The organism is Sphingomonas echinoides (assembly GCF_029623395.1).
GTDB classification, from domain to species: Bacteria; Pseudomonadota; Alphaproteobacteria; order Sphingomonadales; family Sphingomonadaceae; genus Sphingomonas; species Sphingomonas echinoides_A.
Genome location: NZ_JAPYKK010000015.1, coordinates 71,235 through 89,653, shown reverse-complemented (window position 1 = coordinate 89,653; position 18,419 = coordinate 71,235). Strand labels below are relative to the sequence as shown.

Here is an 18,419-nt window from a genome sequence, read left to right as displayed (position 1 = left end):
TCATCAACCCCGCCCACGCGCGACCGAAGAACCCGGCCTCGGCGACGTCGGTCGCGGCGACCAGCGGCAGGCGTTGCTGCGGCATGTCGGGCGTGGAAACGATCAGGTCGGCAATATGCTGGCCCGCCTTGATCGGTGCCTTGATCGGTCCGTCGTAAACGACCTTGAGCTTCATGTCCGCCGCGACGCCCGCAGGCAGAGTTGCGGTCAAGTCGGTCGGCGCAACCAGACCGACGGTCCGGGCGCTGCCGAGCTGGACTTCGGCGGTCTCGATCTGCTTCCCCTTTGCGGCGATCGGCTTGGCCTGCCACGCGCGGAAGCCCCAGTTGATGAACTTGACTGACTCATCCGCGCGCTGCCCCGAACTGCCGAGCCCGGCCATCACCATCACCAGGCGGCGACCGTTCTGCTGCGCCGATCCGGTGAAGCCATAGCCTGCTTCCTCGGTATGCCCGGTCTTGAGACCGTCGGCACCCTGCACGCGACCCAGCAACGGGTCGCGGTTCGCCTGCGCGATCGGATTAGCGCCGCCCAGCGTCTTGCCCCAGGTAAAGTTCGGCAACGAATAGAAGCGCTTGTACAGCGTCGGATGGTCCAGGATCGTCGCCGACGCCAGCTTTGCGAGATCGCGCGCGGTCACATAAGTCACGCCGCCATCGGGCCAGCCGTTCGACGTTCCGAAATGGCTGTTGGTCAGCCCGAGCTTCGCTGCCGAGCGGTTCATCCGTTCGGTGAAGGTTTCCTCAGTCCCGGAAATGCCCTCGGCGAGCACGACGCAGGCGTCGTTGCCGGACAGGGTAACGATGCCCTTGAGCAAATTCTCGACGCTGACGTCCTCGTTCGCCGAGAGGAACATCGTCGACCCCTGGCTATGCCACTTACGCCACGTCTCGGGCTGGACGTGGAAGGTCTGGTTGAGCTTGAGCTCGCCCGACTTGATCATGTCGAACGCGACATAGACTGTCATCATCTTTGCCATCGACGCCGGCGGCATGCGGCGGTCCGCATCCTTGGAATAGAGCACCGCGCCCGACGACAGGTCCTGCAGATAGGCGACCGGCGCCGGCGTCTGGAAATCGGGCTTGGCGATCGCAGGCGTCGTGACCGCAATGGCGACGATGGCGGTGGCGGCAATCCAGTTCCGGCGGGATGACATGATGTTGGCTCTCGATCTTCTAGTTTGAATGGAGAATGCGGGCGTCGCCATAGCCAGCCCGGGCGATGCCGTCACGCGCGCGTTGGGCAGATACGAAATCGGCATAGGGCCCAAGCCGGACGCGGTACAGCCCACCCCCCGCGAAAACCTTCCCACCCAATTTGCGCGCCAACGCAGAGGCGGACGTCGCTGAGGACAGTGCGGCGACTTGAACCGTCCACGAGCCTCGGGCGGGCGACGTTCTACCTAAGACTGCGGGCTTTGCGAGCCCTGGGCGCGTAACGGGCAAAGGCCCAACCGGGGTTGGGGGCTCAGCGACTGGCGCACCTGTCGATCGCTCGGCGACAGCGCTGCCGGGAAGCATCCGCCGCAGCGCTGCAAGCAACACCGGCGGGGCATCCAGCCTAGGCGCCACGCTTTTGCCGGCCAGTAGGCGTTCCCGCTCGGCAATGGGAGGGAGGACCCCGCGAACCCGGACCGGAGCGCGGTCGCCTATCCCCAATTGCCGGGCTGCCCCCGGCGACAGCGCGACGACCGCGTCATCGGCCGCGCCGCTGACGACCTGCGCGACGATCGTCCGCCCACTGTCGAGCGCGGTCAATTCGACAAAGCTGCCGACAGAAAGCCTTGGATACGCAACGGCGATCATGACGTCCCGGAACGGTCCCTCCGGCGGCGGCGCCATCATAGTCGCGAAACCCACCGCGTCCGACAGTTCCTCCCCCGATGTCCCCTTCGGACCCGCCACTGCCGGGGCGGGACTTTCCTGCCCAGCCAGCGGCATCGTCGCCAGCAGGAGAAGCATCAGCCCGGCACTGCCGTACATCCTACCGCTCGACCGCATCAGCGAGAAGACCCACCGACAGCGCGTAGAAGTTGGAGCAATTGTAATCGAGGATGACCCGGTAATTGCCGGTCAACAAATAGGCGGTCTGCCCTTCCCCGTCGGGTTCGATCAGGGTGGCGAGAACCGAGTCTCCCGGCCAGCTGCGCGTCTGCGGCACCAGCCCCAGCGCACGCCACTCGGCCATCGTCTTCCAGCCGCTATGCCGCTGAAAGACCCGCGGACACCGCGGCGAAACCAGCCGGTTGGCGATCTGCCCGCGGTCGAAGCTCCCCGGCACCGAAACCGCAATTCCCCACGGCTGCCCCGGCCGCCAGCCCGCATTCGAGAAGTAATTGCCGATTGAGGCGAGCGTGTCCGCGCTGCTGCTCCAGATGTCGGCGCGCCCGTCGCCATCCCCGTCGCGCGCCAGGCGCAGATACACCGATGGCAGGAATTGCGGCCCACCGGTTGCCCCGGCCCAGCTGCCGACCAGCTGCGACCGCGGCACGCCCCGATCCATCATCTGCAACGTTGCGATGAATTCGTCCGCGAACAAATCACGCCGGCGCCCTTCATAAGCGAGCGTGGCGAGCGCGCGTGGAAGATCGAAGCTGCCCGTAACCCGGCCATAGCTCGTCTCATGCCCCCAAATCGCGACCATGATCGATTCGGGAACGCCTGTCTCTTGCTCGATCCGCTGGAGCCGGGCGCGTTCGCTGGCATAGGCAGACTGCCCCCGTGCGATCAGTGCGCCGCTGAGATGCTGCGCTTTGTACGGCGCGAACGGGGGAATCGCGGAGATCGATGGTCCGCCGGGCTGCTGGCGATCGAGTTCGATCACGCGCTGGTTGAGCGTCAGCGTCGGCAGGACCGCGTCGAGCGTCGCCCGCCGGACGCCCTTCGCCTCCGCCTGGCTGCGCAACGTTCCAAGATAGGTCTGGAACCCCGCATCGTCCTGCGCATAGGCCGACCCGCCCATCGACAGGCAGGAGAGGATAGCGGCGACACCGCGGGTGATCCGACGCCGAGTTTTGCTGTTACTTCGCATGCGCTGGACCTTGGCACAGCCAGCTTTGCGCATGAAGCCTCAAAGCCGGTAGGACTTGCACAAATCGCCAGACGCTGGCTAAGCGGGGGCGAACGGAAGAGTGGCCGAGTGGTTTAAGGCAGCGGTCTTGAAAACCGCCGTGGGTGCAAGCTCACCGTGGGTTCGAATCCCACCTCTTCCGCCACCCCCTCAACCGACTTTCCGCACCTGATGGAACGTCGCGTCGTCTTAGCGGCGGCGTTTGCGGAAAAACGCGATGAGCGGGGTCTCGACCAACCAGAACGACAAGGCCGCTACGACCAAGCAAAGGCCCACCGACAGGATGGAGAACACCCACAATCCCGGGACCGACGTCGTCAGATGCAGTTTGCGCCAAAGCTGGCTCGTCGCGGACAAGACGAATGGGTGCATAAGATACAGCGAATAGGACGCATTTCCCACCAGCAGCGGTAGCCAATGCCTGGGGACACTGCCGACGACGTCGCACGCAAGCGCCCCTGTCACGAGCAGAAGAGCGGGAACGCCCCTGCTAAAAATGCTTGGGATGTCCGGAAAAAGGTCTGCCGTGATGGGCAGCAGAACCAAACCAATCAGTGCAAAGAGCAACCCGAAGCGAGATCCTATCGCTTGCAGCCCGCGCGTCCGGTTAAAGACCTCGCCCAGCAGCATGCCGACGAAGAATTCGAGCATGTTCACGGAGGTGTAGAATTTGAACTGGCTGTCCAGCAACGCCCCGTGCCCCAGCCCATTCTGGAACATGGCCCCGATGAGCGGCAACGCTGTGAATACCACGGCAGCAATTACGAGCCGATACGATCGGCGGACGAGAAGCAAGACGCTGAAAATAAGGTAAAAGAACATCTCGTAATTGAGAGTCCACCCTGGGAACACGACGGGCTGCATAAACCCGGACGTAGGATGCGGCCACGCGATGAACGTGTAGGACGCGATGATATGATTTAGATCGAACCGCGCGGTCTGAAGCACGCTTGGTGCAACTACCATGGCGGCGACCATGATCGTGGTGGTGATCCAGTAAAGTGGGACGATCCGAACCAACCGGTGGTTCAGAAACTTGAGCGGAGAGACGGCACGATCACAGGTGGTGATCCACATGATCAAACCGCTGATGACGAAAAAGGCATCGACACCACCGGACAGGCCGGCGCCCGGCCCAACCGTATAGCCGAGATGCTCCAATTGCGGTTTCAGATGAAACAGAACAACCATGAGCGCGGCAGCGCCACGCACATATTGGATACCAACAAGCTCGCGCCTGGGAGAAGGTAAAGATCTTGTAGGAGCTGCGCTCTTTTGATGCGGGCTAATCGCCGCGAATATCTTCGAAAGATACGCAGCGACGCTGATACGCCTTACCCTACCGCGACCATTCTCAAATACGTCCACGAAATTCTTTCTCGCGTTACAGGGAAAGTTGATCGATCCATTGTCAATCCGCCCCACATTCGGGACAACTCACGTGGAATACTCAGGAAAGGATCATCATCGTAGCCGCAATAAAACGGTTCGATAGTACCTGTAACAGTCAAAAGCCCGCAAGACTCACGAGGCTCTAAGGCTGAACGACTAAGCGGACTACACCGCAGCATCCCGCCGCCGAGTTAGGCAGTCGTTAGCAAAGATTTTCAAAAGTCACCATTTAGGCGGCGCCTGTCCAGACGCCGCCCAAATCAGACACTTACTTCTTGCCGAACGAAGACATCGCACCGAAGCGCTTGTTGAAGCGGGCGACCTGGCCGCCAGCATCGAGCATCGTGCCACGGCCACCGGTCCAGGCCGGATGCGCGAGCGGATCGATGTCGAGCGTCATAAGATCGCCTTCCTTGCCCCACGTGGTGCGGGTCTGGAACTGCGTGCCGTCGGTCATCTGCACCGTGATGGTGTGATAATCGGGATGGATGTTCTTCTTCACGACCTAATTCTCCGAAAAGCCGCTGGTTTCCGACCAGCAGCGAAGGCGCGGCCCTTAACAGAGCCCTACCCGATGTGCAACCAACGCGTGCCGTCAGCCCTTGGGCGGATCCGCGATCATCGCGGTAAAGTTGGCTTCCGCCGCCAATTGCCCGTCGATCGTCGCGCGCCCGGCGAACTTGCACACGCTCGAGCGCTTCTGAACGAACTCGACCTCGAGATTGAGCAGCACGCCCGGTTCCACTGGCTTGCGGAACTTCGCCCCGTCGATCGCCATGAAATAGACGAGCTTGCCGGACCCGGCGAGCCCGAGCGACTCAACCGCGAGGATTCCTGCGGCTTGCGCCATCGCCTCGACGATCAGCACGCCCGGCATGATCGGACGTCCCGGGAAATGTCCCTGGAAGAATTGCTCGTTGATCGTCACCGCCTTGATCGCCGTGATCGACCGGTCGAGGATGAGATCCTCGACCCGGTCGACCAGCAGCATCGGGTAACGATGCGGCAGCGCCGCCATGACCCGCCCGATATCGAGCGGGCCGATCGCGCCGCGGCCTTCTTCTACACCGTCAGCCATCAGACCCTCAGCGACCCTGCGGTGCCTTGGTGCCTGCAGCCGGAGCAGCCGGTGCTGCAGCGGCACCCGGTGCACCAGCGGCGCGCTGACGCTGCATTGCCGACATATAGGCAAGCTGCTGATACTGCTGCAGCAGCTGCTGGGTCTGCTGGCTCGGCTGCCAGCCGGCCGGCGGCGTGAACGGAACCGTCGGGTTCGCACGATCGAGCTCGGCCTTGATGTCGTCAGTCACGTCGACGGCAGGCGTGCTGAACTGAACCGTGCCGGACGACAGCAACAGGCTCAGCTTCTTCGATGCAACGACGGCCTGCATCGCAGCGGCATACTTTTGCGAAATCTGCTCGATCGCATAGGCCTGCGCCAGCGTCGCCGGGCCACGAAGCCGTGCAACGTCCGCCTGACCGGTGCGCTGCGCGGTTTCGATCTGGGTCAGCGCAGGGTTCTTCGCGGCCTGCGCCTTCTGGACCTCGTCGTCGGACAATTGCTTGTCCTTGTTCAGGTCGAGCGGTGCGTACAGCGTGTTGAGCTGCGCCTGGAGCGCCTGTGCGCGTGCCGTCGCCTGGTCGAGCTGCGCCTTGTAGGTCGTCGCGATCGAGGTGTTCGCCGCGTCGAGTGCCTTTGCGGTCAGGATGACGGTCTCTGGATCCGCAATCGCGATCCCGCTGACCTGGGCCTGTGCCGAACCGGCGATCGCGAGGCCGACGCAGCCGAGCAGAGTGGTATAGGTGGTCTTCATCAGAACTGTGTCCCTACGTTGAAAGTTACGAGCTTGTTGTCGTCGCCCTTGCTCTTGAGCAAGGCGTAAGCGAGATCGATCCGGAGCGGCCCGAACGGCGAGTTCCAGTTCACCCCGGCGCCCACCGAGACACGCGGACGCGGCGAATCGCCAAGGAAACGCTCGAGGAAGGGCGCCGAAACGACCTGCGTCGCCGCGGTGTTGACCGACGTCCCGACGCACGCACCGCCGGCTGCGGCGGCATAGCCGACCGAACAGGTCGTCAACGCGGACGGGTTGGTGCCATCGGTCGACGGCACGGTGAACAGCGGCTGGCCATTCGCCGCGAGCGCAGGCTGCGACAGCGGCAGGACGATCGTCCGCCCGGTGACCGGATCGGTCGTCGTCTGGAAGGTCGCAGACGGCTCCGGACGCGTGATCCCGAACAGCGCACCCGCCTGCACGTAGATCGACGGGCGCAAGCCGAGTTCGCGCGCGCCGGCGCCCAACGGGATCTCGAGTTCGAGCTTGCCCAGATAATAGGCGCGGCCACCCAGCGCATCGTCGACGAACTGGTTGCGATCGGTGACGAGCGTCTGGTTGCCCGCCGCATCGGTCGTGTACGGGATGCGCTGGATACGCGGGCCCACGCCACGGATGTCGAACCCGCGGAAATCAGGCTCGCCGAGATAGAAGCGATCGTTGATCCGGACCCGGTCGACACCCGCGCCACGGCTCTTCTCGAGCGACTTAATATAGCCGCCCTCGACATTGAGCGAGGCAATGAACCCGCTGCCGACGTTGACGAACTTGGCACCCTCGACCTTGGTGCGGATGTACTTCACGTCCCCGCCGAGCCCGGCAAAATCCTGGCTGAAGATGAACCGCTGGCCGGCGGTCGGACGGAGCCGGCTGTTGAGGCTGTCGAACAGCAACGAATAGCCGACCGACGACGTCCAGCGATTGCCGATTGCGTCGCACAAATACCGGCCCGCCTTCAGACGATCGCACTGGCCATTGGTGTAATAAGTCGACTGGTCGAGCCCGACCTGGTCGTAGGAAAGCCCGTACCGCCCGGCGAGCTGCCAGAATTCGGTCAGCGGGATGCCGGCGCGAAGCTGGAAGCCGGTCGACACCTGCGTGTAGGTGGTGTTGCGCTGGTTGTTCGTTCCGAAATTGAACGCGTTGTAATCGCGCCGGAAAATGTCCCCGCCGATCGCGATGTTCTTGTTGAACAGATACGGTTCGGTGAACCCCAGCTCGATCGACTTGGAATAGGTCGAATAATTGACGCTCGCGCGCAGTTCCTGGCCCTTGCCGCGGAAGTTGCGCTGGCGGATCGACGCCTGGATGATGAAGCGTTCGAGGCTCGAGAAACCTGCCGAAAGCGACAATTCGCCGGTCGACTTTTCCTCGACGTTCGCGGTCAGCACGACACGGTCTGGCGACGAGCCCTGCGTCTGCTTGATCTCGAACTTGTCCTGGAAGAAGCCGAGCGAGTTGATGCGATCCTGCGAGCGCTTGACCTGGAAGCTGCTGAACGCATCGCCTTCCGCCAGACGGATCTCGCGACGGATGATCTTGTCCTGCGTCTGCGTGTTGCCGTTGATGTCGATCCGCTCAACATACGACCGCTTGGCTTCGGCGATGTGGAAGTTGATCCCCATCGTCAGCGTGTCCTTGTCACGCTGGAAGTCCGGGTTCACCTCGGTAAAGGCATAACCGAACGCACCGGCGGCCTCGCTCAGCGAGTCGACCGCGGTCTCGACCTTCTTGGCGTCATACCAGTCGCCCTTGTTGATCCCGAGGCTGGCGGCGAGCTTCTTGTTGTCGAAGTCGCGGATGTCGCTGTCGACGGTCACGTCGCCGAACTTGTAGCGCTTCCCCTCCTCCACCACGTAGGTGATGATGAAGTCCTTCTTGTCGGGCGTCAGCTCGGCGACTGCGGAGGTCACCTTGAAGTCGGCATAGCCCTCGGTCAGGTAGAACTGCCGCAGCTTCTGCTGGTCGTACGCCAGACGATCCTGATCGTAGCTGGTGTTCGAGCTGAGCAGCGTCGTCAGACGCGCCTGCTTGGTCGCCATCTGCTCGCGCAGCTTGCTGTCGGAAAATTCCTCGTTGCCGAGGATGTTGATCTGGCGGACCTTGGACTTCGGGCCCTCGGTCACTTCGAAGATCACGTCGACGCGGTTCTGGTCGAGGTTGACCATCTTCGGTTCGACCACGGCGGCGAACCGGCCCTGGCGACGATACAGTTCGATGATCCGCGCGACATCCTGACGGATCGCGGTGCGCGTGAAGATCTGGCGCGGGGCGAGTTTCACCTCCTTGCGGATCTTGTCTTCCTTCAGGCGTTTGTTGCCCTCGAAGATGACACGGTTGATCACCGGATTTTCACGAATCCGCAACACGATGTCGCCACTCTCGGCGCCAGCGATGGAGACGTCCGCGAACAGGTCGCTCGCGTACAGGTCCTTGATCGCCTGATCGAGCGATTCATTGGTGAAAGCCTGGCCGGTACGCAACTTTGTGTAGGACAGGACCGTTTCGGGTTCGAGACGCTGCGATCCCTCGACGCGGATCGACTTGATCGTGCGAATGACGGCCGGCGCGAGTGCCGGGGCAGCCGCGGGCGTCGCCTGGACCGGGCCGGGCGTGCGCGGCGCTGCGGCGCGGGGCCGGGGCTTGGCGGCCGTCGGCGCGGTCTGGGCTTCGGCCGACAGGCACGAGAACATCGTGCCCGCCAGCAGCACGGCGGTGGCCCGTGCTCCGAAAGTTGAAACCTTGATCGCTGTCACATCCCACCCCAAATCGGAGAAAATACTCGCGTGGCCAAAAACCGCTGGCCCGCCCTGCCTTACCTGCGTCACCCGATCAAGCCGGAGAGGGTCTTCCACAAGCCAAATGCGCCGAGATCGTTGAACGTCACCATCACCATCAACGCAAGAACCGCGGCCAATCCCCCGCGAAACGCCCACTCCTGGACCGCTGGTGCGACCGGCCTGCGCTGTACCGCCTCGATTGCATAGAAGAGCAGATGCCCACCATCCAGCATCGGGATTGGCAACAAGTTGATGAATCCCAGATTAATCGACACGCCGGCAATGAAGAAGATCAACACTGGCCAGCCGAGCGACAATTGTTCGCCGGACGCCTTGGCGATCCGCAACGGTCCCCCCAGTTCATCAACCGAGCGGCGGCCCGACAGGATCTGCCCGAGCCCTTCGACCGTGGTCCGCAGGATCGTCCCCGTCATCTCGATGCCGACCAGCGGCGCTTCGAGCAAGCCGACCTTCGCCGCGACGGGCGCCGATGGCCCGATCCCGAGCAGGCCCTTCTTGAACTCGTTTCCGAACCGGTCCCGCTCGGTCGCGACGCCGAGCACGGTCTGGCGCGTCTGTGGCGCCCCATTGTGGAGATAGTCGATCCGCACGGGCTCGCCGGGGCGAAGCACGGCGTATTGGAATACGTCCTTGAACGTCTCGATCGACCGCCCGTTCAGCGCGGTGATGCGGTCGCCGGTCTGCAATCCTGCCTTCTGCGCAGCACTTCCCGGGCTGACCATCCCGACGATCGAAGGAGTACGATCCACGCCGTAGCTCATGGCGAAGCCCGCTAGGATCAGAATTGCGATAACGAAATTGGTGACCGGGCCCGCCGCGACGACGATCGCGCGCTGCCACACCGGGCGCGCCTGCAACGTTCGTGCGCGCTCTTCCGCGGGCAATGCGAGCCACGCCGGATCGGGCACGCTCGCCGCGTTCATGTCGCCAGCGAACTTGACGTAGCCCCCAAGCGGCAACGCGCTGAACTTCCAGCGAGTCCCGCGGCGATCGGTCCAGCCGAACAGCTCGTTGCCGAACCCGATCGAAAAAGCGTCGATCTTCACACCGAACATGCGTCCAGCGAGGTAATGTCCCATCTCATGCAGAAAAACGAGCGGACCGATCACCAGCGCGAACGCCAGGATGGTCAGCAGGAATCCGGGCGATTGGCTCAAACGACGCTATCCTTCATCAACGCCCCGTTGCGGTATCCCACCTGCCGGCGCGCTATGCTGCGTGCTTCGGCATCGACCGCGAGAACGTCGCCCAACGTTCCCGGTGCGGCCGGATGGTAGACGGACAGTGTATCGTCCACGATTGCGGCAATTTCGAGGAAGCCGATTTCGCGCGCCAGAAACGCGGCGACCGCAATCTCGTTGGCGGCATTGAGGATCGCCGGACGCGCGCCGCCCATGTTCAGCGCCTCCCGCGTCAGGCGGAGCGCTGGAAAGCGTTCCGGGTCTGGCGCTTCGAAATCGAGCCGACCGATCGCCACGAGATCGAGCGGTGCCATCGGCGTCGCCATCCGGTCGGGCCACGCCAGGCAATGCGCGATCGGCGTCCGCATGTCGGGCGGGCCCATCTGCGCCAGAACCGAGCCATCGACATAATCGACCAGCGAATGGATCACCGATTGCGGGTGGATCACGATCTCGATCGAGTCATGCGGCACCGGGAACAGACGCGCGGCCTCGATCAGTTCGAGTCCCTTGTTGAAAAGCGTCGCCGAATCGACCGAAATCTTTGCTCCCATGGACCAATTGGGATGTGCGACGGCCTGTTCCGGCGTCACGCTGCGCATTTCCGCAGTCGTCCAGGTGCGGAACGGCCCACCGCTGCAGGTTAGAATGATCCGACGCACACGCTCCGGACGCGCCGCATCGAAGCACTGGAAGATGGCGTTGTGCTCCGAATCCGCCGGGAGCAACGTCGCGCCATATTTGGCGGCCGCGGCGAGTACGACGTCGCCGGCCGAAACGAGTGGTTCCTTGTTGGCGAGGATTACGGTCTTACCGCCTTGAATCGCAGCCATAACTGGCTCGAGACCGATGCACCCGACGATCGCGCCCATCGTGATGTCCGCGCCCATCGTCGCGGCCTCGATCACCGCGGCCCGCCCGCCAGCGCACTCAATATCAGTGCCCGCGAGCGCCGACCGAAGATCCGCAAGACATCCCTCGTCCGCAACGACGGCGCGCTTGGCCCGTGTGCGGATCGCAGCCGCGGCCAACCGTGCGACATCGCAATTGGCGGTCAGCGCAAGGACCTCAAAACGTTCCGGTTCTCGCTCAATCAGGTCGAGCGTCGAGGTGCCGATCGACCCCGTAGCGCCCAATATTGTGATCGTTTTCACCACGAATACACTTTCGGTAATACGATAAGGAGGGCCGCAATCGGCGCAACCGGGACGAGGCCGTCGAGACGGTCCAGCACGCCGCCATGTCCAGGCAGCAACGTACCGCTATCCTTGACGCCGGCGCGGCGCTTCAGCCAGCTTTCGTACAGATCGCCACCCTGCGCGAGAACCGCCAGAAACGGCGTCGCAACGGTCAGCCGCAGCGGCAAACCGTAGCGCGCCTGCAGGATTCCGGCAAAGATCGTTGCCAAAATGACGCCCCCGGTAAGCCCCGCCCATGTTTTGTTTGGGCTTACCTTAGGGGCCAGCTTAGGCCCGCCGATCGTGCGCCCCGCAAAATAAGCGCCGATATCACAAGCCCATACGAGCGCCAGCGTCCACACCGTGAGAAGAATACCATCCCCCTGCCCCCGGATCAGCAGCAACGCGAGGATCGGCAGGCAGACATAGACCGCCCCAAAGGCAAGGCCTTGGAGACGCGTGACAATTACGATGAAGAACGCAGCTGCAGCAATAAGCCCCAACGCAAAAAAGTCCGGACCAGCGCCGAGATGCGGGGCCATGATCGCCAACGGAACCGACACCGCATATTGAGCTAACCGCTTCATTTTCGGCGGTGTTTTGTGGAGATCGGCCCATTCGGCCATCATGAACAGGCCAAGCACGACGCACAGCAGCCAGAACGCCAGATCGCCAAGCAGCACGCTCGTCAACGCCACCGCGACCATCGCGACACCGACGATGCTGCGCAGCGCAAGGTTCGATGACATTCTCTGCGAAAGGCTAGGCTTCACAGGCCCCCGAACCGCCGCTGCCGTTGCCCGAACGTGGCGATGGCCTGCGCAAACGTATCGGCATCGAATTCCGGCCATAACGTATCGACGAACAGCAACTCTGCATAAGCCGCCTGCCACAAAAGGAAATTCGACAGCCGGACCTCGCCCGAGGTACGAATCAGCAAATCGAGCGGCGGAAGATCGCCCGTCTCGAGCTCGCGTTCGAACATTGCCTCGTCGATCGTCGTCGGGTCGAGCAGTCCGTCCCGCGCCTTCTCGGCGAGGCGGCGCGACACCGACAGGATTTCTGCCTGCGCACCATAATTGAGCGCGATCACGAGGATCGGGCCGGTATTCACGGCCGTACGCCCCACGGCATCATCGATCAGTTTTACCAGATCGGGGCTAAACCGCTGATAATCACCGATGATCCGTAGCCGGACGTTATCGCGGATGAGTTCGTCGAGATCGCTGCGGATGAACAGCCGCAACAGGCCCATGAGGTCGCTGACTTCCTCCTCCGGTCGCCGCCAGTTCTCGCTAGAAAACGCATAGAGCGTAAGCACTTCGATCCCGAGCGTCCGCGCGGCGCGCGCGACGCGCCGCACCGCCTCGACGCCTTGGCGATGCCCGGCAACGCGCGGGAGCAAACGCTTCTTCGCCCACCGGCCGTTGCCATCCATGATGATCGCAACGTGACGCGGCAGGACGACGTCGCCCGAATCCGGCGCCGTCGCCAGATCGGCAGCCGGGGCGGCGAACGGCCTCACTTCCCCAGGATTTCCTTTTCCTTGGCGGTCGCGGCGGCATCGATTTCGCCGATCGTCTTATCAGTGAGCTTCTGCACTTCGGTCTCGAGCTTCTTGCGCTCGTCCTCGCTGTAGACGCCCTTTTTCTCGTCGGTTTTGAGGCTATCCATGCCATCCCGACGCACGTTCCGCGCCGCAATGCGCGCGTCTTCGGCGTACTTACCAGCGAGTTTCGCCAGTTCCTTGCGGCGTTCCTCGGTCAAATCCGGAATGGGAAGACGCAGGGTCGTGCCATCGACGATCGGGTTGAGCCCAAGCCCGGCCGAACGGATCGCCTTGTCGCAGGGACCAACGTTGACCTTGTCCCACACTTGAACCGACAACATCCGCGGCTCGGGAACTGAGACGGTCGCAACCTGGTTCAGCGGCATCTGCGCGCCGTAGACCTCGACCGTCACTGGATCGAGCAGCGATGTCGACGCGCGGCCTGTGCGCAGGCCGGTCAGATCGCTCTTTAAGGATTCGACACTACCCGACATGCGGCGCTCAAGATCGGCCTTGTCATATGCAGCCATGATTATGCTCCTGTCTCTGCCTGGACGATCGTCGATACGCCTTCACCGCGCAAAACCGCGGCAAGATTGCCCGGCTCGCGGATATTAAAGACGACGATCGGAATATTGTTGTCGCGACACAAAGCAATAGCGCTCGCGTCCATGACCTTAAGATCATTTGCGAGGACCGTGCCATAGCTGATCGTGTCGTAGCGCTTGGCCGTCGGCACGAGCTTCGGGTCGGCATCATAGACGCCGTCGACCGATGTACCCTTGAACAGCGCATCGCACTTCATCTCGGCAGCACGCAATGCGGCGCCACTGTCAGTGGTGAAATACGGGCTGCCGACGCCTGCCGCGAAGATCACGACGCGGCCCTTCTCAAGATGGCGTTCGGCGCGGCGGCGGATGAACGGTTCGCACACGCTCGCCATCGGGATGGCGGACTGGACGCGGGTATCGACGCCGATCTGCTCCAGCGCATTCTGCACTGCGAGCGCGTTCATCACGGTTGCGAGCATGCCCATGTAGTCCGCGGTCGCGCGCTCAAAACCCTTGGCGGCAGCGGCTAGGCCCCGAAAAATATTGCCCCCGCCGACCACGACGCAAACTTCAAACCCCTTCGACCGCGCGTCGGCGATCTCGCCCGCGACGCGCGCCGTGACCGACGGATCGATGGCGAGGCCGTTGGGCCCCATCAGGACCTCCCCCGACAATTTCAGGAGAATACGTTTGAAGTTTGGGTTTGGCACGGCAATCCGAATGGCAAAGGGGCGGTCGGCGCGGACCTTATCGGTCGCGCGAAGCGATTGGAAGCGTCGAAACCGTACGGATGCGTCGCGGCCGGTCGCCTCAGCGCAAATCCGCCACGGATTGGTCCGCATCTCTAGAATGTGCGGCGACGATGCGCCGGGGATCTGGCGTGGCGTTGCCCGAAAGCAACGCCACGCCGAAACAGCCTCAAGATCAGGCGGTCTGCTGGGGAACGCCTGAAGCCGCGGCAACTTCCGCTGCGAAATCGGTAGCTTCCTTCTCGATGCCCTCACCAAGCTGGAAGCGGACATAGTCCTTGAGCTCGATCGACTTGCCCGCTGCCTTGGCGGCATTGGCAACGACGTCCGAGATCTTGGTCTTGCCGTCCATCACCAGCAGCTGGCTGACGAGCGCGTTTTCCTTGCGGTACTTGGCAATCGCACCATCGACCATCTTGGCGACGATGTCGGCGGGCTTGCCGCTCTCGGCTGCCTTCTCGGTCGCGATCGCACGCTCCCGCGCGACGATCTCGGGGTCGAGGCCGTCCTCGTTGAGCGCCAGCGGGAAAGCGGCCGCGATGTGCATCGCGATCTGCTTGCCGAGCGGCTCGAGCGCGTCGGCACCGGCATCGCTCTCGAGCGCAACGAGCACGCCGATCTTGCCGAGGCCCTGTGCTGCCTGGTTGTGGATGTACGGGATCACCGCGCCCTGCGTGACTTCGAGGCGCTTCGCGCGACGCAGATTCTGGTTCTCGCCGATCGTCGCGATGTTGTTGGTGAGCGTTTCCTCGACGGTCTTCTCGCCGAGCGACGCGGCCTTGATGACGGCAATGTCGTCACCGAGACGCAGCGCGACCGCGGTCACGTCACGGACGAAGGTCTGGAACTGCACGTTCTTCGCGACGAAGTCGGTCTCGGAATTGACTTCGACCGCAGCGCCGATGGTGCCGTCGACTTCGACGCCGATCAGGCCCTCGGCCGCGGTGCGGCTGGACTTCTTGGCGGCAGCTGCGAGACCCTTGGCGCGCAGCCAGTCCATCGCAGCGGTCATGTCGCCGGCAGCTTCGGTCAGCGCCTTCTTGCAATCCATCATGCCCGCGCCGCTCTTCTCGCGCAGGTCCTTCACCGCAGCGGCAGTAATGTCGGCCATGTCACTTATCCTCTTGTGTGTCAGATGCGGTTTTGGACGGGGCAGAGCGATGCCCTACCCCGTCCCTATGTCAGTTCTGCGACGCTTATGCGTCGATCTGGCGCTCGGCTTCTGCGACCATTTCGGCCTGCAGAGCTGCATCGCTGGCTGCGGTCGGCTCGGCACCGGCTTCAGCAGGTGCGGTCTCGAGCAGTGCTTCCTCGGCGGGCGGTGCTTCCATCGAACCGATGTCCTGGCGGCGTGCAAGCTGCTCGTTGCCACCACGGGTCGCGGCGATCGCGATCGCTTCGCAATACAGGCGAATCGCCCGGCTAGCGTCGTCGTTCGCGGGAACCGGGAAGGCGATGCCGTCCGGCGAGACGTTCGAATCGAGGATCGCGACGACCGGAATACCGAGCGTGTTCGCTTCCTTGATCGCCAGCTCTTCCTTGTTCGCGTCGATCACGAACATCACGTCCGGAATGCCGCCCATGTCGCGGATGCCGCCGAGCGACAGCTCGAGCTTGTCCTTTTCGCGCGTCAGCTGAAGCACTTCCTTCTTGGTCAGGCCGACCGTGTCGCCCGACAGTTGCTCTTCGAGCGTCTTCATGCGCTTGATCGAGTTGGAGATGGTCTTCCAGTTGGTGAGCATGCCGCCCAACCAGCGATGGTTGACGAAGTGCTGGCCCGAACGGCGCGCTGCGTCTGCGACGGGCTCCTGCGCCTGGCGCTTGGTGCCGACGAACAGAACCTTGCCGCCTGCTGCGGTCGACGCTGAGACGAACTCGAGCGCGCGGGCGAAGAGCGGAACGGTCTGCGAAAGATCGAGGATGTGGACGCCGTTACGGTCGCCGAAAATGTAAGGCTTCATCTTCGGGTTCCAGCGATGCGTCTGGTGGCCGAAGTGTGCGCCCGTCTCGAGCAGCTGCTGCATGGAAACGACTGGTGCCGCCATAGATAATTCCTTTCCGGTTGGTCCTCTGGGAAGCGAGTAATCGGTTCGGGGTAAAACCCCTGCACGACACCGGTGATGTGTGCTTCCCATGCGGTGTGAAGGCGCGCCCATTAGCCAATTTCCATCGCCAGTGCAAGACCAGGAAAGACCTTGCCAGAAGAACGAATATGGAACATACCATGTTCACGGCGGGAACACGGAACGTTGACCGCGGCTACGGGTTGAAGCTTAATCCTGCTCTGAGACAGAGGAATTCGAGCGATGATGATGGTGACGGGCATTCTGGTCTTCGCGAGCGCATTCGCCGCTAGTGCATCGGTTTTTTGGCAGACGCTTGTGCCAGCGATGCCGCGCATCGTTTCCCTGCTGCGCGACGGCGTAGACCCGGTGATTGAAAACCTTCCAGCGCTCAAGGTTCGAGAGCCCCGGGTTCGGTCGCGGGTGCGGGCACAGTTTGTTCTGGAACCGTCGCGCCAGGCAGTCCGCGCAGCCGCTTGACCCGATTGTAGGCAGCGACACTGAACGGCAATGTCGCCAAATAAGCGACACACAAGAACGTCAAGGTATGCCAGGGCGCAGATATCAGTGCCGCGCCCAGCAGGACGACGAAGGCAATCGCCTCAAACCTGATATGAGTGCGCAGACGCAAGGACGACCAGCTGAACGTTGCGATGCTTGAAACCATCAATAGTGCCATCAGCGCGACCCACGGCGCTACCAGCAAGGGGGAGCGCCAGAAGTCCATCCCCGTCCAGAACCAAAGATAGAGTGGCAACATCGCGAGGCCTGCCCCAACGGGTGAGGGTGCGCCGGTAAGGAAACCGGCGGATTTGTGAGGCTGCTCCGCAACGTCAATCGCTGCGTTGAACCGCGCGAGCCGGAGCGCACAGAACACCGCGAAGATCAGGGAGCAGAGCCAACCGAGCCTCGGCAAATCCTTGAGTGACCACAGATACAAGATCAACGCGGGCGAAACGCCGAACGAAATCGCATCCGACAACGAATCGAGCTCCGCGCCGAAGCGACTTTCGCCCCGCACCATCCGCGCAATACGTCCGTCGATTCCGTCCAGCACGCTGGCGATCATCACCATCAGCACTGCGGTTTCCCACTGACCTGAAATGGCGAATCGGATCCCCGTCAGCCCGGAACACAGCGCCAAGGCGGTGACGGCGTTGGGGGCTACCGCACGAAGCGGCAATCCACGCGTCGGTGACCGACGAATCGGGCGGTTCATGCCCATCCCTCCCGACCTGTCATTGCGCAATCCCGCTGGCCACGGCTGCGCCCGCCCGTCCTAGAATGGTCTCACCCGCAACGCTGCGCTGCCCAAGAACGACCTGACACGCACAGTCTTCAGGGAGGTATACGTCCACGCGGCTGCCGAACCGGATCAACCCGATCCTTTGCCCCGCCGCGACCATATCGCCCGGCTTCACGAACGGCACGATCCGACGCGCGAGCAAACCGGCGATCTGCGTGAAACCAACCCGACGACCGTCGCGGCCTTCGACGACAAGATGCTGTCGCTCATTGTCCTCACTCGCCTTGTCGAGCTCGGCATTCAGGAACTTCCCCGAGATATAGACGACCTGCTTGATCGTGCCAGCGATCGGCGTGCGGTTGATGTGAACGTCGAACACCGACATGAACACTGACACCCGCACCAGCGGCGCTTCGCCAAGCCCGTTCGGCCCAGCCAGCTCGCGCGGCACCGGCATGCGCTGGATCATCGAAACCAGCCCATCAGCAGGCGATATGATCAATCCGTCGCCGGATGGCGTAACACGTACCGGATCGCGGAAGAACAACGCGACCCATAAAGTCACACCGATCAACGGCCAGGCGACGAACCATCCCAGCCAGATCAGTGCGACAAGCGCGACCACCGAAGCAATCACGACATACTTGCGGCCTTCCGGGTGGAGATCGGGCACGCGCCATTTGGCGGTCTCGGGGGCAGAGGACGAATAGGGTGGTGGTATCATGCCTCGACCCTAACCGAGCGACCGGGTTGCCACAATCGTCAATGCCCGTGTGACCCGACTGGCGCGCCTACACGCCGGCTC

General features: G+C 62.8%; 19 protein-coding genes and 1 tRNA gene. 1 reads left to right on the top strand and 19 read right to left on the bottom strand.

Translation table 11 applies throughout. From position 1 onward, the window contains the following. The 3 genes from QBJ92_RS11110 to QBJ92_RS11100 all read right to left on the bottom strand — a co-directional run. On the bottom strand, positions 1–1,156 hold a 1,156-nt coding region (locus tag QBJ92_RS11110), incomplete at its 3' end, for a D-alanyl-D-alanine carboxypeptidase family protein (RefSeq protein ID WP_277969762.1). Between the two features lie 19 nt (positions 1,157–1,175). After that, the gene (locus QBJ92_RS11105; protein ID WP_277969761.1) at positions 1,176–1,982 is read right to left on the bottom strand and encodes an SPOR domain-containing protein; all 807 of its coding nucleotides are present in this window, start codon (positions 1,980–1,982) and stop codon (positions 1,176–1,178) included. A 1-nt stretch (position 1,983) separates the two neighbouring features. Beyond that, positions 1,984–2,961 (bottom strand): lytic murein transglycosylase, encoded by a 978-nt coding sequence (locus QBJ92_RS11100; RefSeq protein WP_431358391.1) that lies wholly within the window; start codon positions 2,959–2,961, stop codon positions 1,984–1,986. Positions 2,962–3,124: 163 nt separating this feature from the next. Between QBJ92_RS11100 and QBJ92_RS11095 the strand changes: the two genes are divergently transcribed. Further along, a tRNA-Ser gene (locus QBJ92_RS11095) sits at positions 3,125–3,214 on the top strand. A 44-nt stretch (positions 3,215–3,258) separates the two neighbouring features. On the opposite strand, the gene QBJ92_RS11090 is transcribed toward QBJ92_RS11095, so the two are convergent. From QBJ92_RS11090 to QBJ92_RS11015, 16 genes are all read right to left on the bottom strand, one after another. Continuing rightward, positions 3,259–4,437 (bottom strand): acyltransferase family protein, encoded by a 1,179-nt coding sequence (locus QBJ92_RS11090; RefSeq protein ID WP_277969759.1) that lies wholly within the window; start codon positions 4,435–4,437, stop codon positions 3,259–3,261. A gap of 292 nt (positions 4,438–4,729) precedes the next feature. After that, positions 4,730–4,963 (bottom strand): 50S ribosomal protein L31, encoded by a 234-nt coding sequence (rpmE, locus tag QBJ92_RS11085; protein ID WP_277969758.1) that lies wholly within the window; start codon positions 4,961–4,963, stop codon positions 4,730–4,732. Positions 4,964–5,056: 93 nt separating this feature from the next. After that, the gene (fabZ, locus tag QBJ92_RS11080; protein WP_277969757.1) at positions 5,057–5,539 is read right to left on the bottom strand and encodes a 3-hydroxyacyl-ACP dehydratase FabZ; all 483 of its coding nucleotides are present in this window, start codon (positions 5,537–5,539) and stop codon (positions 5,057–5,059) included. Positions 5,540–5,546: 7 nt separating this feature from the next. Next, positions 5,547–6,275 (bottom strand): OmpH family outer membrane protein, encoded by a 729-nt coding sequence (locus QBJ92_RS11075; protein WP_277969756.1) that lies wholly within the window; start codon positions 6,273–6,275, stop codon positions 5,547–5,549. Beyond that, the gene (gene bamA, locus QBJ92_RS11070; protein WP_277969755.1) at positions 6,275–9,052 is read right to left on the bottom strand and encodes an outer membrane protein assembly factor BamA; all 2,778 of its coding nucleotides are present in this window, start codon (positions 9,050–9,052) and stop codon (positions 6,275–6,277) included. Before bamA ends, QBJ92_RS11075 begins: the two co-directional genes overlap by 1 nt. Before the next feature lie 68 nt (positions 9,053–9,120). Beyond that, positions 9,121–10,254 (bottom strand): M50 family metallopeptidase, encoded by a 1,134-nt coding sequence (locus QBJ92_RS11065; RefSeq protein ID WP_277969754.1) that lies wholly within the window; start codon positions 10,252–10,254, stop codon positions 9,121–9,123. Continuing rightward, the gene (locus QBJ92_RS11060; RefSeq protein ID WP_277969753.1) at positions 10,251–11,432 is read right to left on the bottom strand and encodes a 1-deoxy-D-xylulose-5-phosphate reductoisomerase; all 1,182 of its coding nucleotides are present in this window, start codon (positions 11,430–11,432) and stop codon (positions 10,251–10,253) included. The genes QBJ92_RS11065 and QBJ92_RS11060 overlap by 4 nt, the downstream gene beginning before the upstream one ends. Beyond that, positions 11,429–12,205 (bottom strand): phosphatidate cytidylyltransferase, encoded by a 777-nt coding sequence (locus QBJ92_RS11055; protein ID WP_277969763.1) that lies wholly within the window; start codon positions 12,203–12,205, stop codon positions 11,429–11,431. Before QBJ92_RS11055 ends, QBJ92_RS11060 begins: the two co-directional genes overlap by 4 nt. 20 nt (positions 12,206–12,225) lie before the next feature. Continuing rightward, positions 12,226–12,981, bottom strand: coding sequence for an isoprenyl transferase (locus QBJ92_RS11050; RefSeq protein ID WP_277969752.1), 756 nt, complete (start codon positions 12,979–12,981; stop codon positions 12,226–12,228). Next, positions 12,978–13,535 (bottom strand): ribosome recycling factor, encoded by a 558-nt coding sequence (frr, locus tag QBJ92_RS11045; protein ID WP_277969751.1) that lies wholly within the window; start codon positions 13,533–13,535, stop codon positions 12,978–12,980. The genes QBJ92_RS11050 and frr overlap by 4 nt, the downstream gene beginning before the upstream one ends. Before the next feature lie 2 nt (positions 13,536–13,537). After that, on the bottom strand, positions 13,538–14,266 hold the full coding sequence (gene pyrH, locus QBJ92_RS11040; RefSeq protein WP_277969750.1) for a UMP kinase: 729 nt from the start codon (positions 14,264–14,266) through the stop codon (positions 13,538–13,540). Positions 14,267–14,480: 214 nt separating this feature from the next. Next, the gene (tsf, locus tag QBJ92_RS11035; protein ID WP_277969749.1) at positions 14,481–15,416 is read right to left on the bottom strand and encodes a translation elongation factor Ts; all 936 of its coding nucleotides are present in this window, start codon (positions 15,414–15,416) and stop codon (positions 14,481–14,483) included. 85 nt (positions 15,417–15,501) lie between these two features. After that, positions 15,502–16,350, bottom strand: coding sequence for a 30S ribosomal protein S2 (gene rpsB / locus QBJ92_RS11030; RefSeq protein WP_242139045.1), 849 nt, complete (start codon positions 16,348–16,350; stop codon positions 15,502–15,504). A 110-nt stretch (positions 16,351–16,460) separates the two neighbouring features. Next, positions 16,461–16,706: a hypothetical protein gene (locus tag QBJ92_RS11025; RefSeq protein WP_277969748.1), complete on the bottom strand. Its 246-nt coding sequence runs from the start codon at positions 16,704–16,706 to the stop codon at positions 16,461–16,463. Positions 16,707–16,759: 53 nt separating this feature from the next. Then, positions 16,760–17,587 (bottom strand): CDP-diacylglycerol--serine O-phosphatidyltransferase, encoded by an 828-nt coding sequence (gene pssA / locus QBJ92_RS11020; protein ID WP_431358390.1) that lies wholly within the window; start codon positions 17,585–17,587, stop codon positions 16,760–16,762. A gap of 19 nt (positions 17,588–17,606) precedes the next feature. Next, a complete protein-coding gene (locus tag QBJ92_RS11015; protein WP_277969746.1) occupies positions 17,607–18,338 on the bottom strand; it encodes a phosphatidylserine decarboxylase in 732 nt (243 codons plus the stop codon). Positions 18,339–18,419 lie beyond the last annotated feature (81 nt).

What these genes read in the sequence shown, in the direction of transcription:
- QBJ92_RS11055 (WP_277969763.1), bottom strand. Translation starts at nt 12,205, where the DNA reads ATGTCATCGAACCTTGCGCTGCGCAGCATCGTCGGTGTCGCGATGGTC.
- rpsB (WP_242139045.1), bottom strand. Translation starts at nt 16,350, where the DNA reads ATGGCGGCACCAGTCGTTTCCATGCAGCAGCTGCTCGAGACGGGCGCA.
- tsf (WP_277969749.1), bottom strand. Translation starts at nt 15,416, where the DNA reads ATGGCCGACATTACTGCCGCTGCGGTGAAGGACCTGCGCGAGAAGAGC.
- fabZ (WP_277969757.1), bottom strand. Translation starts at nt 5,539, where the DNA reads ATGGCTGACGGTGTAGAAGAAGGCCGCGGCGCGATCGGCCCGCTCGAT.
- QBJ92_RS11075 (WP_277969756.1), bottom strand. Translation starts at nt 6,275, where the DNA reads ATGAAGACCACCTATACCACTCTGCTCGGCTGCGTCGGCCTCGCGATC.
- QBJ92_RS11015 (WP_277969746.1), bottom strand. Translation starts at nt 18,338, where the DNA reads ATGATACCACCACCCTATTCGTCCTCTGCCCCCGAGACCGCCAAATGG.
- frr (WP_277969751.1), bottom strand. Translation starts at nt 13,535, where the DNA reads ATGGCTGCATATGACAAGGCCGATCTTGAGCGCCGCATGTCGGGTAGT.
- QBJ92_RS11100 (WP_431358391.1), bottom strand. Translation starts at nt 2,961, where the DNA reads ATGGGCGGGTCGGCCTATGCGCAGGACGATGCGGGGTTCCAGACCTAT.
- QBJ92_RS11105 (WP_277969761.1), bottom strand. Translation starts at nt 1,982, where the DNA reads ATGTACGGCAGTGCCGGGCTGATGCTTCTCCTGCTGGCGACGATGCCG.
- QBJ92_RS11025 (WP_277969748.1), bottom strand. Translation starts at nt 16,706, where the DNA reads ATGCGCGGCATCGCTGGCACAAGCGTCTGCCAAAAAACCGATGCACTA.
- pssA (WP_431358390.1), bottom strand. Translation starts at nt 17,587, where the DNA reads ATGAACCGCCCGATTCGTCGGTCACCGACGCGTGGATTGCCGCTTCGT.